Origin of the sequence: Pseudomonas sp. IPO3778 (assembly GCF_013386825.1) — a bacterium.
Classification (GTDB): Bacteria; Pseudomonadota; Gammaproteobacteria; order Pseudomonadales; family Pseudomonadaceae; genus Aquipseudomonas.
The window spans coordinates 42,648-58,098 of the sequence record NZ_JACARC010000041.1 but is presented as its reverse complement, the minus strand read 5'-3'; the positions used below and the strand labels follow the sequence as shown (position 1 = coordinate 58,098).

At 59.9% G+C, this 15,451-nt stretch carries 13 protein-coding genes; 12 read left to right on the top strand and 1 reads right to left on the bottom strand.

The annotated features are described in order from the left end of the window. Positions 1-2: 2 nt before the first annotated feature. From HX855_RS21695 to HX855_RS21655, 9 genes are all read left to right on the top strand, one after another. Positions 3-671, top strand: a complete 669-nt coding sequence (locus HX855_RS21695) for a cupin domain-containing protein (protein ID WP_177085882.1) — start codon at positions 3-5, stop codon at positions 669-671. 2 nt (positions 672-673) lie between these two features. Then, entirely contained in the window at positions 674-1,831 is a 1,158-nt protein-coding gene (locus HX855_RS21690) for an FAD-dependent oxidoreductase (RefSeq protein WP_218175830.1), read from the top strand. A 79-nt stretch (positions 1,832-1,910) separates the two neighbouring features. Continuing rightward, entirely contained in the window at positions 1,911-2,996 is a 1,086-nt protein-coding gene (locus tag HX855_RS21685; RefSeq protein ID WP_177085878.1) for an alcohol dehydrogenase, read from the top strand. Beyond that, the gene (locus HX855_RS21680) at positions 2,993-4,225 is read left to right on the top strand and encodes an MFS transporter (protein ID WP_177085876.1); all 1,233 of its coding nucleotides are present in this window, start codon (positions 2,993-2,995) and stop codon (positions 4,223-4,225) included. The genes HX855_RS21685 and HX855_RS21680 overlap by 4 nt, the downstream gene beginning before the upstream one ends. Positions 4,226-4,491: 266 nt before the next feature. Continuing rightward, complete coding sequence (locus HX855_RS21675) at positions 4,492-5,403, top strand: SDR family NAD(P)-dependent oxidoreductase (protein ID WP_177085874.1); 912 nt, start codon at positions 4,492-4,494, stop codon at positions 5,401-5,403. Then, positions 5,400-6,593 carry a beta-ketoacyl synthase N-terminal-like domain-containing protein gene (locus HX855_RS21670; RefSeq protein WP_177085872.1) on the top strand — a complete coding sequence of 398 codons (1,194 nt, stop codon included), beginning with the start codon at positions 5,400-5,402 and terminating at the stop codon, positions 6,591-6,593. Before HX855_RS21675 ends, HX855_RS21670 begins: the two co-directional genes overlap by 4 nt. Before the next feature lie 3 nt (positions 6,594-6,596). Next, a complete protein-coding gene (locus tag HX855_RS21665; RefSeq protein ID WP_177085869.1) occupies positions 6,597-9,185 on the top strand; it encodes an AMP-binding protein in 2,589 nt (862 codons plus the stop codon). Continuing rightward, positions 9,185-9,802: a TetR/AcrR family transcriptional regulator gene (locus HX855_RS21660; protein ID WP_177085867.1), complete on the top strand. Its 618-nt coding sequence runs from the start codon at positions 9,185-9,187 to the stop codon at positions 9,800-9,802. The genes HX855_RS21665 and HX855_RS21660 overlap by 1 nt, the downstream gene beginning before the upstream one ends. A gap of 54 nt (positions 9,803-9,856) precedes the next feature. Further along, positions 9,857-10,078 carry a hypothetical protein gene (locus HX855_RS21655; protein WP_177085865.1) on the top strand — a complete coding sequence of 74 codons (222 nt, stop codon included), beginning with the start codon at positions 9,857-9,859 and terminating at the stop codon, positions 10,076-10,078. 804 nt (positions 10,079-10,882) lie between these two features. On the opposite strand, the gene HX855_RS21650 is transcribed toward HX855_RS21655, so the two are convergent. Next, the gene (locus HX855_RS21650) at positions 10,883-11,632 is read right to left on the bottom strand and encodes an SDR family NAD(P)-dependent oxidoreductase (protein WP_177085863.1); all 750 of its coding nucleotides are present in this window, start codon (positions 11,630-11,632) and stop codon (positions 10,883-10,885) included. 102 nt (positions 11,633-11,734) lie between these two features. Between HX855_RS21650 and HX855_RS21645 the strand changes: the two genes are divergently transcribed. The 3 genes from HX855_RS21645 to HX855_RS21635 all read left to right on the top strand — a co-directional run bounded on the left by HX855_RS21645 (position 11,735) and on the right by HX855_RS21635 (position 15,448). Beyond that, positions 11,735-12,094 carry a helix-turn-helix domain-containing protein gene (locus tag HX855_RS21645; protein ID WP_177085861.1) on the top strand — a complete coding sequence of 120 codons (360 nt, stop codon included), beginning with the start codon at positions 11,735-11,737 and terminating at the stop codon, positions 12,092-12,094. A 593-nt stretch (positions 12,095-12,687) separates the two neighbouring features. Then, on the top strand, positions 12,688-14,202 hold the full coding sequence (mqo, locus tag HX855_RS21640) for a malate dehydrogenase (quinone) (RefSeq protein ID WP_256353007.1): 1,515 nt from the start codon (positions 12,688-12,690) through the stop codon (positions 14,200-14,202). Further along, positions 14,195-15,448, top strand: coding sequence for a threonine/serine exporter ThrE family protein (locus tag HX855_RS21635; protein WP_177085857.1), 1,254 nt, complete (start codon positions 14,195-14,197; stop codon positions 15,446-15,448). Before mqo ends, HX855_RS21635 begins: the two co-directional genes overlap by 8 nt. The last annotated feature ends 3 nt before the right edge of the window (positions 15,449-15,451 follow it).

Genomic DNA, 15,451 nt, shown 5'->3' with positions numbered 1-15,451 from the left:
TCATGCTGATCAATGCCGATTTCACGCGCCGCGCCATCGTGGCGTCCCAGCAGTGCCAATGGGTGGCTTCGCCGCAGGAGGGTGTCGAGCGCGTGATGCTGGATCGCGTGGGCGCGGAAAAAGCCCGTGCCACCAGCCTTGTGCGGTATGCCCCTGACTCCCGTTTTCCTCGCCATCCCCATCCCGGGGGAGAGGAAATTCTCGTGTTGTCGGGGACCTTCTCCGATGGGAGTGGGGACTACCCGGCGGGCTGGTACCTGCGCAATCCCCCCGGCTCCAGCCACCAACCCTCCAGTGCCGAAGGCGCTGTCATTTTCGTCAAGCTTCAACAGATGCAGGGAAGCGAGCAGCGCCCTGTGCGTATGGATACCCGTGACCCTGCCGCGTGGCGTCGGGAGGGCCAACGCGAGGTCTGTGCGTTGTTCTGTGATGACACGGAGCAGGTCAGTCTGCAACGCCTGGCACCGCGTGAAGCGATTTTCGAAACGCCGCCTGATGGCGCTGAACTGCTGGTGCTGACGGGCAACGTGACGCTGGATGGAGAAGCCTACGAGCGCGGCAGCTGGCTGCGCCTGCCTGCTGGCGAGTCTGCGAACCTCCACGCGGGCGATCAAGGCGCCACCGTGTACCTCAAAACGGGCCATTTGGCCGATGTAGCCGCAGAGGAATGAGCATGCACACCGTACGCATTGCTATCGTTGGCGCCGGGTTGAGCGGCCTGTATGCCGCTTACTTGCTGGAGCGCCAGGGCATTACCGATTATGTGTTGCTGGAGGGGAGGGAAGTCCTCGGCGGTCGTATTGCGTCCATCGACGCCACCGGCCAGACCGTGACCCACACTGCTGCGAACACCCACGCTATCGACCGCTTCGACCTCGGCCCCACCTGGTTCTGGCCTGGTTACCAACGGGAGCTTGACCGGCTAGTGGAGGCCTTGGGCCTGGAGCGGTTTGAGCAGTTCGAGGAGGGCGACATGGTGGTGGAGCGCTCGCCCGAGGCGCCCCCTGTGCGCATGCGTGGCTACGTAAATTCGCCGGCGTCCATGCGCCTGGTCGGTGGCATGGGGAGCTTGATCGAAGCCCTGCGCGACACGCTGGCCCCGGCAAACATCATCACCGGCCACACGGTGCGCCGGCTTCGCAAACACGACGGCCAGATCGAACTCGAAAGCGAAGACGCCGCAGGCCACGTCAGCGCCTGGCACGCCGAGCACGTCTTACTGGCGCTGCCGCCGCGCATGGTCGAAAGCACCCTGGTCTTCGAACCGGCCTTGCCTGCGTCCCTGGCCCTGCAATGGCGTGAAACGGCGACGTGGATGGCGCCCCAAGCCAAGTACGTCGCCATTTATGACACGCCGTTCTGGCGAGAACAGGGGTTGTCCGGCGAGGGCCGCAGCGCGCGTGGGCCGCTGGGTGAAATCCATGATGCCTCCATGCCCGGTGGCCGCGCGGCGCTGTTTGGCTTCCTGGGCGTGCCGGCGCACGTGCGCAGCACGGTCTCCGACGAGGTACTGCGCACCCATTGCCGTGCGCAACTCGTCCGGATGTTTGGTGCCCAGGCGGCGACGCCTAAGTCCGAGGCCATCAAGGATTGGGCGCAAGACCCGTTCACGGCCACTGCAGTCGATGTAAACGCGGCGCCCCAGCATGCCCGGGCGCCCTCGGCTACGGCAGCTTCGGGACCTTGGCAGGGGTGCCTGACAGGTATCGCCAGCGAATGGTCGCCGCAGTTTTCGGGCTATTTGGCCGGGGCCGTCGAGGCCGCCGGCCTGGGCCTGAAGGCATTGGCTGAACGTGCCGCCGCGCCTGGGTTGAATCCATCGAAGCGTTGACGTGAGATCGCGAGGCAAGGCGGCACTGATCAGCAGTGTCGGTATCTCCCGTTATTCATCATTTTTAGGAGCGGAGTCTATGAACGCTACATACCGTGCCATGCAAGTCACCCGACCGGGTGTTCTTGAACTGGTGGAACGTCCGACAACAGCACCCGGTATTGGCCAAGTGCTGATTGCCGTTGAGGCCTGCGGTATCTGTGGTGCCGATGTGGGTGACATCGAAGGGGCAGACCCTACGCAGCAGCCGCCGCGGGTGCCAGGCCATGAAGTGGTCGGCCGCATCGCTGGGCTAGGCGAGCACGTTCCCTCTCTCTGGAAGGTCGGCCAGCGTGTCGGCGTGGGTCGCCTGGGCGGGCCTTGCGGCGAATGTGTGCAGTGCCGCCAGGGGCATTTTCAGCTGTGCCAACACCAGCCCTTTGTCGGTGCCACCTGTGACGGAGGTTATGCCGAAAGGATGCTGGCACGAGCCTCCGGGCTGGTGTCGATTCCAGACGAACTCCTTGCCGAGGAAGCCGCGCCGTTGCTCTGCGCCGGTCTCGCCACGTTCAATGCCCTGAAGAAATGCGGCGCCCAGGCGGGCGATACGGTTGCCATCTTCGGTATTGGCGGCTTGGGGCATATGGCCCTGCAGTACGCGCGCCGCATGGGCTTTCGCGTGGTTGCCATCGGGCGCGGCAGTGATATCGCCGAGGATGCACTCAACCTAGGGGCCCATCTCTACATCGACACCCAAGCAGAAGACGCGGCGGCAACGCTCAAGAAAATGGGGGGTGTGCAGGCCATCGTGAGCACGATCAGTGCCCCTGTTGCCGTGTCGGCGCTCATGGCAGGGCTCGCGCCACACGGCCGTCTTGTGCTGCTCGGCGCGGGCAAGGACCCGTTGCCGGTGTCTGCCGGCCACCTGGTCGTGGGTGAGCGCAGCCTGCTGGGTTCGATCACCGGCTCGCCCTACGAAAACGAAAAGACCCTGGATTTCAGCGTGCTGGCCGGCGTGCGCCCAAGGATCGAAGTGATGCCGTTCGAGCAAGCCAATGAAGCCTACCAACGGATGAAGTCCGGCGACGTCAAATTCCGCATGGTATTGACCCTCGCAGTTGACCCCGCCAGTGCGCGCCCATCGACCCGTGATGACGACCTTGAGATGGGCACTCGACACCCATGAAGAACCATAACCTCAACACTGAGCCATCAAGCAGCGCATCCTCATTGCTGCCAGAGCGCGTGCAACGCGCGAACATAGGGCGACTGATGATCGCGCAGGCGCTGGCCGGGGCGAATGCCGTGGTGATCTACGCCACGGGAGCGATTGTGGTCAACACACTCGCGCCTGCACCGGCGCTGGCCACGTTGCCCATTTCCATCTTTGTGGTAGGCATGGCGGCGTGTATTTTCCCGATGGGCGCTCTGGCACGCAGGTATGGGCGGCGCGCGGCGTTCCTGGCGGGCGCGGGTGCGGGTGTACTGACGGGCGTGTTGGCGATGCTCGCGGTCATCGTCGGCTCATTCTGGTTGTTTTGCCTGGCGACGTTCCTGGGCGGGAGCTACGCGGCCGTGGTGTTGTCGTTCCGCTTCGCGGCCGCCGACGGTGTTGAGCCATCACGGCGCGCACGGGCCCTGTCACTTGTCATGGCGGGTGGCGTGGTCGCCGGCGTGGTGGGGCCGCAGTTGGTGACCTGGACGATGGACATTTGGCCGCAGTACCCGTTCGCCCCCACCTTTTTGGCGCAAGCCGCCGTCGCGGCGGTCTCGGCACTCGTCCTGCTGGGTGTGAAGCTGCCGATGCCGACGGCTGAAGCGCTTGGAGGAGGGCGCCCACTCGGGCTGATTGCGCGGCAACCGCGCTTTATCGCTGCAGCGACCTGCGGTGCGGTGTCCTACATGCTGATGAATTTCCTGATGACGGCAGCGCCGCTGGCCATGCACCTCTGCGGGCATTCGCAGGCCTCGGCCAATCTGGGCCTGCAATGGCATGTCATTGCCATGTACGCGCCCAGCTTCTTCACCGGCCACCTCATCACGCGGTTCGGTGCCGTTCGCGTTGCAGTGGTCGGCCTGGCGTTAACGGGGCTGTCTGCCGCCGTCGGACTTGGCGGGATCGACGTGATGCATTTTGACGGGTCGCTGATCCTGCTGGGGCTTGGCTGGAATTTCGGTTTCCTGGGCGCGTCCGCACTGGTGCTGGAATGCCATCGGCCCGAAGAGAAAACACGCGTTCAATCGCTCAACGATTTCATCGTGTTCGGCGTGATGGCGATCGGGTCTTTTTCGTCGGGTGGGCTGCTGTCGGCTTATGGCTGGAACACCGTACTGTGGGTGTCGTTGTTACCGCTGGTGCTGGCTGCCGTCGCGCTGGCATTGGCTGTGTCCAAGTACAAGCGCCTGTCGGTTTGATGTGGAAGGGCAAGGTACGCCAGCGATTCGAGTGCATGGATTGACTGCTTCAAACATAGAAGAGGTACACGCGTGGAGACAACGGATACCAACTGTGGGCTGCCGCCAGCTCGGGCCGAAGAAAAACTTAATGGGGTGTCCGGGATTGGTGGATCACTACACACAAGGCTTACCTGGTAGTCATAGCGAAAGAAATCAATTGGCCATTTACACGAAACAGAATTCGGTTCAGTATCGACATCAAGACAAATCACAAGAACAATCACATGACCACTCAAACAGAAAAAATGCTGCGCTTCGATGACCAAGTTGTGCTCGTCACAGGTGCCAGCCGCGGTCTCGGTCGCGCTTATGCAGACCTGTTCTCCCAGAGGGGCGCAATACTTGTAGAAAACGATCTTGATATCGTTGAGCCGCCTGAGCCTGAAACAACGCAAAGCCAACTCGCGTCGACCAGCAAAAAATTTGCGATTGCCGGCTCGGCCATTGATGGAGGCGCCTTGGTCGAGCGTGTTCTGGCGCTAACGGGCCGCATTGATTCGCTCGTGCTTAATGCTGGCTTTCTGCGAGACCGTAGCTTCGCCAAAGCCAGCGAAGCAGAACTGCACGAATTACTCGACGTTCATTTGATGGGCCCCTGGCGCGCTGCAAAGGCGGCTTGGCCAGCGATGGTCAAGCAGGGCTTCGGTCGAATCATCTTCACGACTTCACCCGCCGGACTCTACGGGGGGTTTGGCCAGTCAGCCTATTCGGCAGCCAAAGCGGGATTGATTGGTCTGACTCGCACGTTAGCGATTGAAGGCGAGAAACACGGGATTCTCGTCAATTGTGTAGCCCCCCTTGCGGCCTCGCGCCTTTCGATGGGCGTGCTGCCGCCGCCGATTGCCGAACGCCTGCCCCCCGAATCGATTGCAGCACTGGTCGCCTTTCTTTGCCATCCCTCATGCACCACCAGTGGCCAAGTTTATGAAGCCGCTGGCGGCACGATCGCTCGACAGATCATGCACCGCAATTTAGGGCTGCATCTTGGGCAGATTCCCAATCTGGAAGCGGTTCGCGACGCTTGGCAGGCGATCAACGACGCCAGCCAGGGCGAGGACCTTGTCTCTTCTACCGACGCCCTTTTACGGTTTGTAAGCCGCTGGCCCGATGCATCCCATTTAGGAGTAAATGTATGACTGAAGATCGCCGCCCCTTTGTCATCGGTGTAGGCATGACAACCTTCCTGCGTCCGAGCAGCAGTCAACCCTACGATGTCATGGCTGAGGAAGCCGGCAGGGAGGCACTTGCTGATGCGGGAATTGCCTATAGCGACGTGGGTGCAGTGTTTACTGGGTACGTTTATGGAGAATCTACCAGCGGCCAGCGAGCAGCGTATCGACTCGGCTTAACTGGCGTGCCGGTACAAAATATCAACAACAACTGCGCCACGGGCTCCAGTGCGCTCTATTCAGCACGTCAGGCCATCTTGGCCGGCGATGCCGAATGCGTACTGGTTCTCGGCTTTGAGCAGATGCCGCCGGGCGCGCTAAGCATGGTTTACAACGACCGTGTGCACCCGCTTGAACGTCATATCCAGGTACTTTCGCAGCACTTCGAACTGGAAGCCGCACCGCCCATGCCGCAGATGTTCGGCCAAGCGGCCCGCGAATGGTTGCGCGAACGCGAGCTCAGTGCTTCGGTGCTTGCCGACATTGCCGTCAAGGCCCGAAAGCACGCCGCCAACAACCCTCGTGCGGTGTTCCGCGATGCACTGACCCGGGAACAAATACTCGCTTCGCCGATGGTGTTTGATCCGCTCAACAAACTGCAGTGCTGCCCGCCGACCTGCGGTGCCGCCGCCGCAGTGCTCTGCTCGCCGGACTTCCTGCGCAAGCATGGTATTCAGGGGCGCGTTCAGGTGCGGCTCGCAGGGCAGGTAATGACGAGCGATACCGATAGTAGCTTTACTGGACGAGCAGATACGTTAGTTGGCTCACAGGTGACTGCAAACGGCGCCGACCGCCTGTACGCGGCTACAGGCATCGATCCTCGCGATGTAGACGTGGTTGAACTACATGACTGCTTCACTATTAACGAGGCGCTGGCCTATGAAGGTTTGAGATTGTGCACCGCTGATGGGCTGCCGGCTTTCATATCCGATGGCGAGGGAAGTTATGGTGGGCAGGTGGTAGTCAATCCATCCGGCGGCCTTCTCTCAAAAGGCCACCCGTTGGGCGCCACCGGCCTTGCCCAATGCGCCGAACTGGTTTGGCAGCTACGCGGCGAGGCCGGTGCCCGTCAGGTGGAGGGCGCTCGCATTGCATTGCAGCACAATATTGGACTCGGCGGCGCTTGCGTCGTTGGCCTTTACGAACGAGTGAGTTGACCCATGCTTGCAGTCATGTTCGATCAATACGGCACAGCGGACGAGTTGGAGCTGCGTGAGGTCGCACCTCCACTTCTCAAAGAGGGTCATGTGCTCGTACAGGTCATGGCTGCCAGCGTCAATCCCAAGGACACCTTTGTGCGCAAAGGCCGCTTCAGTCGGCTGACAGGGAAACGCTTTCCTCTCCCTTCCGGCTATGACGCCGCCGGCGTTGTGTTGTTAAGTTCCAACCCTGACTTCGCAACGGGAGACCGAGTCTTCGGCATGCTCAACGGGTGGCGTGGAGGAGCAGCTGCGGAAGTAGTCTCTTGGCCGGTCAAGGAACTGGCGCTGGCGCCTCGTTCCCTACCTCTTGCCGACGCCGCCGCTCTGCCAGTGGCTGCCTTGACTGCCCTGCAGGCGTTACGTGACCACCTGGCAGTGCTGCCAGGGCAGTCAATCCTGATCAACGGTGCCAGCGGCGGTGTAGGGTCGTTTGCGGTTCAAATCGCCAAGGCATTCGGTGCTCACGTAACCGCAGTATGCAGCACCGAACGAGCTGAATATATAAAAGACCTGGGTGCTGACACTGTGCTTGATTACCGCGCGGGGGCATTGTCAGGTGGGCCATATGACGGCGTCTTCGATGTGTTTGGTAACCTTTCTGCGCGCTCGGTTGCCGGCCTGATGAAACCACGAGGGCGATATGTCACCACCGTCCCCAGTCGAGCCACCGTGCTGGCAGCGCTTGCGGTCTGGAAGCGGCCACGAACGCACATTGTCAACGTTCGTTCCTGTACCAAAGACCTAAACGTTCTGGCCGCGATGGTAGATGCACAGCAGTTGCGCGTTGCGGTAGATGCACGGTTTCCCGCCACCGAGGCGGCTGCCGCACATCGGCACGTTGAGCTAAAGCACACCATGGGCAAAGTGCTGTTGATATTTGAAAATCTGCGCCCAAGGCTATTGGGCGGGCAGAAGGTGCCAACTAACTATGCCGTGCCTGTGATACTTCCTGAACTGCTGCGCCAGCGCTGTATGCGGTTCCACGACCGACCTGCGTATATCGCATTCGGCACCCGATTGAACTTCGACCGCCTGCTGCGCCATGCGGAAACATTCGCAGCCTGGCTCCAGACAGAGGGTGTTCAACCTGGTGACCGCGTGGCGCTTCTCTTGCCTAATTGCCTCGCCTTCCCCGTCGCCGCCTTTGGTTCATTGCTGGCTGGCGCTGTATTGGCACCCCTCAATCCGCTTTACACGCGACGGGAGGTCTCCGACAGCCTGCGCCGGCTTCAGCCAAAAATAATCGTAGCAAACCCCTTGCTTGCGAACTCGCTGCCAGAGGACCTTACCTGCCGTGTGGTCGCCGCCAGCTTGGGCGACTGTCACGGGATCAAGGCATGGCCTGTTCGGCGGTTGTCAGGTGAGCCAGCACCTCCTCACTTTTGGGTATCTCTCGCCCGTATTCTGCGCAGACCTGCCGTCGCAAAACATGTAAACATTGAGCCTGGCGACCTTGCAATGCTCCAGGCGACTGGCGGGTCTACGGGAACACCGAGATATGCTCGGCTCACTCAGGCAAACCTTTTGAGCGCGATGGAGCAATTGCTGAGCTGGTGCCAGAGCCGGCTACCACCGGCGTCAAGGCGCCAGGGAATGACCTCACTTGCGGCGCTCCCGTTGTATCACTCCTATGGGTTTGTGACTTGCGGCCTGCAAAACGTCGCAGTCGGCGGTTGCGCGATATTGATTGCGGACCCTCGCCGTCTTGCGGATATCGCTGCCGCATGGCGCCGGTACCCCATCGAGGTCTTTCCGGGGGTCAACACGTTGTTTCGAAGTTTGCTCGCGGAACCGAAATTCCAAGCCGCGCTCAACCACCGAAGTGCGAATACTCCGGTACTGGTTACAGCAGGCGGTATGCCGTTGACCAAGGCGACGGCTACCTCGTGGCGGTTTGCGGCCGGATACCCTATTTTGCAAGGGTACGGTTCGACGGAGACCACTTCTGCTGTCAGTTGCTCCGCACCGGGAACTGAATATGATGGCTGTGTCGGAGCGCCGCTTGCCGGTACTCAAGTCAGAATATGTGACGCGCAGGGCCTAACTCTTCCTGCTGGAAACGTGGGAGAACTTCAGATAAAAGGCGGCCAAGTAAGTCCCGGCTATTGGGATGGGGAACGGACGGAATCGAGCCTCATTGACGGCTGGTTCAATACTGGAGATTTGGCGCTCCTGGAGCCTGATGGACGGTTGCGGCTGATGGGGCGGTTGAAGGAACTGGTGATAGTCTCCGGTTTTAACGTCTACCCCATCGAAATTGAAGCCTACATTCAGCAGCACTCTGGCGTGGCAGATTGTGCAGTGGTCGGCGTACCCGATGAGCGCACGGGTGAGGCGATCATTTTGTTCGTCGTGCTGCGATCCGGTGCCACGATTCAAGACATTGAGCGTTTCGCTCGAGAAGGCCTCACAGCCTACAAGAGACCACGCCGTTATATCGCGGTGGATGCAATGCCAAAGACCCCCGTAGGGAAGATTGTCAAAGCAAAACTAATGCCCTTGGCCGTAGTGCCGGGCGGCGAAGATTTCAGGAATGGAACAACGTGATGAACGCGACAGGAGTTGGAAGCAAACGTCCGAAACGTGGCACTGCGTCGGAGCGAGTCATCGTTGCCGCCACACGCCTGCTGATCGAAAACCAGGGCTATCTGGAGATCAACGAACTGGCTCAGGCGGCCAGTTGCTCTACAGGGGCGATTTACCACAATTTCGGGTCTAAAACCGGGGTACTGACCGCCGTTATTGACCGTTATAACTCAAGCCTGGGGAAGATCATTCTTCCCGCTACCGTGGCAACCAACCGTGATACGTGGCTAGCGTCCGTAAAAGCATCGACTTACGCAACCGTTGCCTTTATGTGGGGCGAGCCGATGACGCCGGTGATCGTACGAGAGGCCATCAATGACACCGGAGCCGCCGCAGAAACCGAGCGCTGGCTGGGGCTCCACCTGGAAGCGTTGACCGCTTTCCTGAGCGAGGCAAAGAATAGCGGTTACTTGCCGCCTGCCTGCGACACGGAAGCCTTGGCGGCCGGCGTTGCGGGGGGTATGCGGCAGATTATGCGAGTTTTCGTGTCCCGCGCTGAGCCGCCCGAGATGGATCACGTGGCGCGCGAAATGTGGGAGTTCGTTGCTCGCCAGATTGATCAGCAGTCTGACGCTTGATCACTTGTGTCTGAATTTTCCGCCCCTTTGGGCGCCTACTACGGAGTTTACCCCATGACTTATTCCATCGAATCAAAACTCGGCGACCTGCTTGATAACGCAACAACAAACGCAATCCTGGAAACGTACTTGCCAGGATTAAGCAAACATCCACAAGTTGGCATGGCACGCGGGTTTACTTTGGCGGCGACAGCGCAGTTGTCAAAAGGGCTGATTCCTGCTGAAGCATTAGCGAAAATTGAGGTCGATCTTAAGTCTCTGGATAGCAAAGCCTGATTTCAAATTAGATACCTATGTCGGAGGGGTTCTCATAATTTCGCGAAGGGCCCAACCTATTCTGCCACAAGATATCTGCTTCTGATCGACAGCCTTTAAGATACGTTGGGTGCGTGAGGCCAATGCATTTTCCACTTTCGCCCAACCTCATAGGCGAAAGTCGGGGTCAAGGAGGAGGGTGGTCGTCTACTGCCAAGGAAGCGAGAAATTGGAGCCCTTGCGAAGCGCCTAACATGCATGCGCCTGTTGAGTAAGCGTCCGGCTAAGTCACCTACCGAACTCCAGCATTTAGGGCGATGGTGTCCGCGTATTTTTAGCGTACGCCATCACCCTTATCGCTGCATTGATGATATGGCTCTCAAAGCGCCGTTCAATGACGTCGGCGACATCTGCAACTACGACCTCAATGTTAGCCTGGGCGGTTGAGTTCCGGCGTGCGCGCGAAATGTAACGGGTGACGCACCAGGACAGATACCGCCTCAGCAACCGCAGGTACTGGCCACGGATACACGGGGCGATCTGAGGAAAAGCTGCCGTTTCGGCTTCGCCAACTCGGACGAAAAGGTTGTCGGCTTGACGGCCGCCAGAAGCGGATTTGTCGAATCAGTGGTTTGACACGCTCATGAACATATCTGACATAACAGATGATTTAACATAATATACATTATGCGTAATACAATGTTACGCTTCCAGGGTCAGTCCCCATTCGATTTCACGCAGCGCCCTCAGGTACTCGCAAGCCAATATCTGAAAACCTGAGGGGCTCTGCCGGTCAGATGTCTACAGGCAAAACCCCGGTGTGGCTCAAACCTGAGCAAAGCCTCCGTCGACAAACATTTCACTGCCCGTCATGAAGCTGCTCTCATCCGATGCCAGGAACAACGCGGCGGCTGCAACTTCTTCAGGCTTGCCGATACGGCTCAATGGAAGCTGCGCCGTCATGTCGTCGATGATTGCTTCCTTTTGTCCTGTGCCTGAAAGCGCCAGGTCCAGGCCGGGTGTCGAGATCGGCCCGGGTGACAGCACGTTGACGCGAATGCCCGTGCCTTTCAGATCCAGCGCCCAGCTCCTGGCGAAATTACGTACTGCCGCTTTTGTGGCGCTGTACACGCTGAATGCCGGCGTGCCCATGGTGCCGGTGGTCGAACCGGTCAGGATCACTGAGCTGCCAGCACTCATCAGTGGCAATGCTTTTTGCACGGTGAACAGTGTGCCTTTGACGTTGATGCCAAAGGTTCGGTCAAACGATTCCTCGGTGATCGATCCGATCGGCTGAAAATCCCCCAGGCCGGCGTTGGCAAACAACACGTCAACCCGACCCTTGGTTGCTTTCACCTGTGTGAAAATCCGCTCCAGATCGTCCAGATTTGAAATGTCACCCCGTATCGCGATGGCGTCGGGACCGATCAGCTGTAGCGCTTTATCCAGTGCTTCCTGCCGACGTCCTACGATCACGACCTGCGCGCCTTCAGCCGCAAAGCGAATGGCGGTTGCCAGGCCGATGCCGCTGTTGCCGCCGGTAACCACTGCAACTTTCCCGTTGAGCCTGCTCATTATGAACTCCAAAGAATAACGTTGAGGCTCAACTGTAGAACTGCGCTATTCTTTTGAATAGTATGCACCTTTTAGTAAGTACCACTCGGAGCCTGTACAACCATGGCCAACACCTCTTTCAACTGTGGTCTTGAAGCCGCTCTGGCGGTGATTGGTGGCAAATGGAAGCCCCTTGTGCTGTTCAACCTGGCGCAGAATGTCCACCGATATGGCGAATTAAGACGTGCGGTTGGCGGCGTGACCGATAAGGTGCTGATCCAGCAACTCAAGGAACTGGAGCGTGACGAGATCGTTACGCGTATGGATTTCCACGAAATACCGCCCAAAGTCGAGTACTCCCTGACGCCCTTCGGGCAATCCTTGGCCACCGCATTGGGCACGTTGTGTCAGTGGGGCACGGAACATATGCAAACGGTTGAACGCATCGCTGAACGACGCACCGCTGCCCTCTCCCAACCCTGAGCCCCCTGCCCTGATATCCAACTCAACTAAATGGATATTTAGTTGAGTTAACCTAATCAGGCCTGTACTTGTGTTAATACGTCCCTCTGATTTTTTAATCTGCCAACCATACGCAACCCATGAATAATTATTCATTAATGGCATTCTTTTATAATTCAGTGGTCAGTTGTCTCGACAACTTCGCCCCCCTGCCCAGTCATACTTGCGATATAAACTGAACGTACACTGAACCAAAAATGGAATATGTCTCAGCGGCCCGCTTATTCGCTTGACGGCATTTTAAGCCGCCTCTTATTGTCTGCAAACGCGTTACATTATTTCACTTGAAACCAGTAAAAATGCGGCCTTCAGGCGAAAATCCCGCTTTTATGAATATTCAGGCGTTTTTCAAACGGCATGGAATATTCATACGCCTGGTACGTCTAACCGCTGCAGGCAACGTTAAACCCCGCAACTTCCGCACGGTCACCCACGGGAGCCTTATTGATGATCCGATCAGTACGTATAGGGAGTAATCCAGAAGACGATTCGGTCTTCAAAGAAGGAATTATCGATCGTCCCAATGGCGCACGCGGTCATGCATTATTTCCTCACTGAAGGTAGCGCCCATGTCCAAAGCAAAAGTGTCCCGAACCGCCGACGTTGTGATGATTGGCGCCGGCATCATGAGTGCCACCGTCGCGACGATGCTCAAGGAGCTGGAACCGTCCCTTGAGGTGGCGATGTATGAGGCGTTGCATGACTGCGCCCAGGAGAGCTCGGATGGCTGGAACAACGCCGGCACCGGTCACGCCGCCAACTGCGAACTGAACTACACGCCGCTCAAGCCCGATGGCAGTGTCGATATCAGCAATGCCCTGGAGGTGAACGTCGAGTTCGATATCTCCCGCCAGCTCTGGACGTACCTGGTGCGCAAAGGCGCGATTGCCGACCCGGCGGCGTTTATCCATGCCTGCCCGCACATGAGTTTTGTCACCGGTGAAGAGAACCGCGAGTTTCTGCGCAAGCGCTTCCAGGCGATGTCGGCCCACCACTGCTACCACGGCATGGAATACAGCGAAGACCCCAAGGTGATCGCCAGTTGGGCACCGTTGGTGATGGAAGGTCGCGACCCCAATGAAATCGTGACGGCCACCCGCATGGCCAGCGGCTCGGACGTCGACTATGGCGCCCTCACCCACTTGCTGGTCGGGCAACTCGCCAGGCAGCCGGGCTTCACCGTGGAGTATCAGCATCAGATCGTCGACCTGTCGCGCAGTGACGACGGCCAGTGGCTGGTAACGGCCAAGGACCTGGCGTCCGGCACCCATGAAATCACCCAGGCCAGGTTTGTGTTTATCGGTGCCGGCGGTGCGTCGATCGAGTTGCTGCAAAAGTCCGGCATCCCTGAAGGGCATGGCTACGCGGGCTTCCCCGTCAGCGGCATCTGGTTGCGCTGTGATGTAGAAGACGTCGCCGCGCAGCACCAGGCGAAGGTGTATGGCAAGGCCCCCCACGGCTCGCCGCCGATGTCGGTGCCGCACCTGGATACGCGCATCATCGGCGGCAAGCGCTCGATGCTGTTTGGCCCGTATGCCGGGTTTTCGAGCAAGTTCCTCAAGACCGGCTCGTACCTTGACCTGTTCAAATCGATCCGCCCGGCCAACCTCGCGCCGATGCTTGATGTGGCGGTGCACAGCTGGGACCTGGAAAAGTACCTGATCAGCCAGGTCACCCAGACCGCCGATCAGCGCTTTGCCTCGCTCAAGGAATTTTTCCCCGGCGCCAACCCGACCGACTGGCGCGAAGCCGTCGCCGGCCAGCGTGTGCAGATCATCAAGCCGACCGGCCATGGCGGCGGGCAACTGGTGTTCGGTACCGAGCTGATCGCCGCCGAAGACAAGTCGATCGTCGCGCTGCTGGGCGCGTCCCCCGGGGCGTCGACGGCGGCGCATATTGCCCTGGAGGTATTGCGCAAATGTTTCGCCGACAAGCTCACGCCCGACGCGTGGCTGCCGCGCCTGCAACAGGTTATTCCCACCTTCGGGATTGACCTGAAGACCGACGCCGACGCCTGCCGCCAGTCCCGTGCCGATACCGCGCCGGTACTGGGCCTCAAGAATGTCTGAGGTGGCGCTGGAGCGCGTGGCGCAGATCACCGCGCGCATCGGGCGGATCTTGCTGACCCATGGCGCCGATACCCGGCACACCCAAGGCACCCTGACCGAGGTGGCCCGCGCACTGGGCCACACCGTGCAAGTGGTGGTCACCGCCGACGCGCTGCTGATTACCGCCGGCGCCGACGCACAGTTCCAGACCACCACCGCCCATGTATTGGGTGGAATGACCGTGGACATGGGCACGCTGATAGCCCTGCAACACGTGATCGACGCCATCTGCGACGGCTCGCTGGCGCTGCCGCTCATCGATGCCCGACTCGACGGCGTGGAGCGGGCCACGCCCCAGCATTCGGCGTGGTGCATGGCCGTGGGTGTGGCCATCACCGCCGGGTCGCTGGCCCGTCTGTTTGGCGCGGAGTGGTCGGTGGTCGCGGCAGCGTTTGTCGCGGGGTTGTTCAGCGCGCTGCTGCGTCGGGTGCTCGGCCGCTATCCGCTGAATGCGGTGGCCGTGGTGTTTATCACCGCCTTGCTCAGCGGGCTGTGCAGCATTCTGGTGCTGCATGGGTGCTTCGGTGGGGTTTCACCGGTGCTGTGCCTGACCGCCGCCGGGATGATCCTGGTACCGGGTGTGCCGTTGATCAACGGCGTACGCGACCTGGTCAGCGGCCACCCGGGCAACGGCCTGGCGCGTATTGGCGGCGGTTCGATGACCGTGCTGGTGATCGGCTTTGCCGTGTTTCTGGCGGCGGCCGTGGCGGGTGACAGCCTACCCATCGACAGCGGGCCAGGTGCGTTGCCGCTGGGCTACGACATGCTGTTCGCCGCCACGGCCGCGGCGGGTTATGCGCTGTTTTTCAACGTGCCCTGGCGCCTGCTGTGGGTCTGCATGCTCTGCGGGGTCGCCAGCCATGGCGTGCGTACGCTGTTGCAGCAACACGGCTTCGACCTGGCCATCGCGTCTTTACTCGGTGCCTTTGCCGCTGGCGTGGTGGCGCTCATCGTCGGATTGCGCCTGCGGGTACCGGCCGTCGCGTTTGCCTTCCCCGGCATTGTCGCACTGGTGCCTGGCTCCTATGGGTTCCGCGCCAGCGTCGGCAGCCTGGAATTGATGTCGCAAGGGGCGAACTCGACCTTACCGCTGATTGCCACCACCACATCGCTGGTCATCACCACGGTGATCGTCAGCGCCGCCATCGCCGTCGGATTACTGCTCGCGCTGGCTGTTCAACCTAAACGCCCTTCAACTGAGAGCTAGACC

Excerpts from the sequence above, each read along its gene's own strand:
- HX855_RS21695 (WP_177085882.1), top strand. The coding sequence starts at position 3 with ATGCTGATCAATGCCGATTTCACGCGCCGCGCCATCGTGGCGTCCCAG.
- HX855_RS21690 (WP_218175830.1), top strand. The coding sequence starts at position 674 with ATGCACACCGTACGCATTGCTATCGTTGGCGCCGGGTTGAGCGGCCTG.
- HX855_RS21685 (WP_177085878.1), top strand. The coding sequence starts at position 1,911 with ATGAACGCTACATACCGTGCCATGCAAGTCACCCGACCGGGTGTTCTT.
- HX855_RS21680 (WP_177085876.1), top strand. The coding sequence starts at position 2,993 with ATGAAGAACCATAACCTCAACACTGAGCCATCAAGCAGCGCATCCTCA.
- HX855_RS21675 (WP_177085874.1), top strand. The coding sequence starts at position 4,492 with ATGACCACTCAAACAGAAAAAATGCTGCGCTTCGATGACCAAGTTGTG.
- HX855_RS21670 (WP_177085872.1), top strand. The coding sequence starts at position 5,400 with ATGACTGAAGATCGCCGCCCCTTTGTCATCGGTGTAGGCATGACAACC.
- HX855_RS21665 (WP_177085869.1), top strand. The coding sequence starts at position 6,597 with ATGCTTGCAGTCATGTTCGATCAATACGGCACAGCGGACGAGTTGGAG.
- HX855_RS21660 (WP_177085867.1), top strand. The coding sequence starts at position 9,185 with ATGAACGCGACAGGAGTTGGAAGCAAACGTCCGAAACGTGGCACTGCG.
- HX855_RS21655 (WP_177085865.1), top strand. The coding sequence starts at position 9,857 with ATGACTTATTCCATCGAATCAAAACTCGGCGACCTGCTTGATAACGCA.
- HX855_RS21650 (WP_177085863.1), bottom strand. The coding sequence starts at position 11,632 with ATGAGCAGGCTCAACGGGAAAGTTGCAGTGGTTACCGGCGGCAACAGC.
- HX855_RS21645 (WP_177085861.1), top strand. The coding sequence starts at position 11,735 with ATGGCCAACACCTCTTTCAACTGTGGTCTTGAAGCCGCTCTGGCGGTG.
- HX855_RS21635 (WP_177085857.1), top strand. The coding sequence starts at position 14,195 with ATGTCTGAGGTGGCGCTGGAGCGCGTGGCGCAGATCACCGCGCGCATC.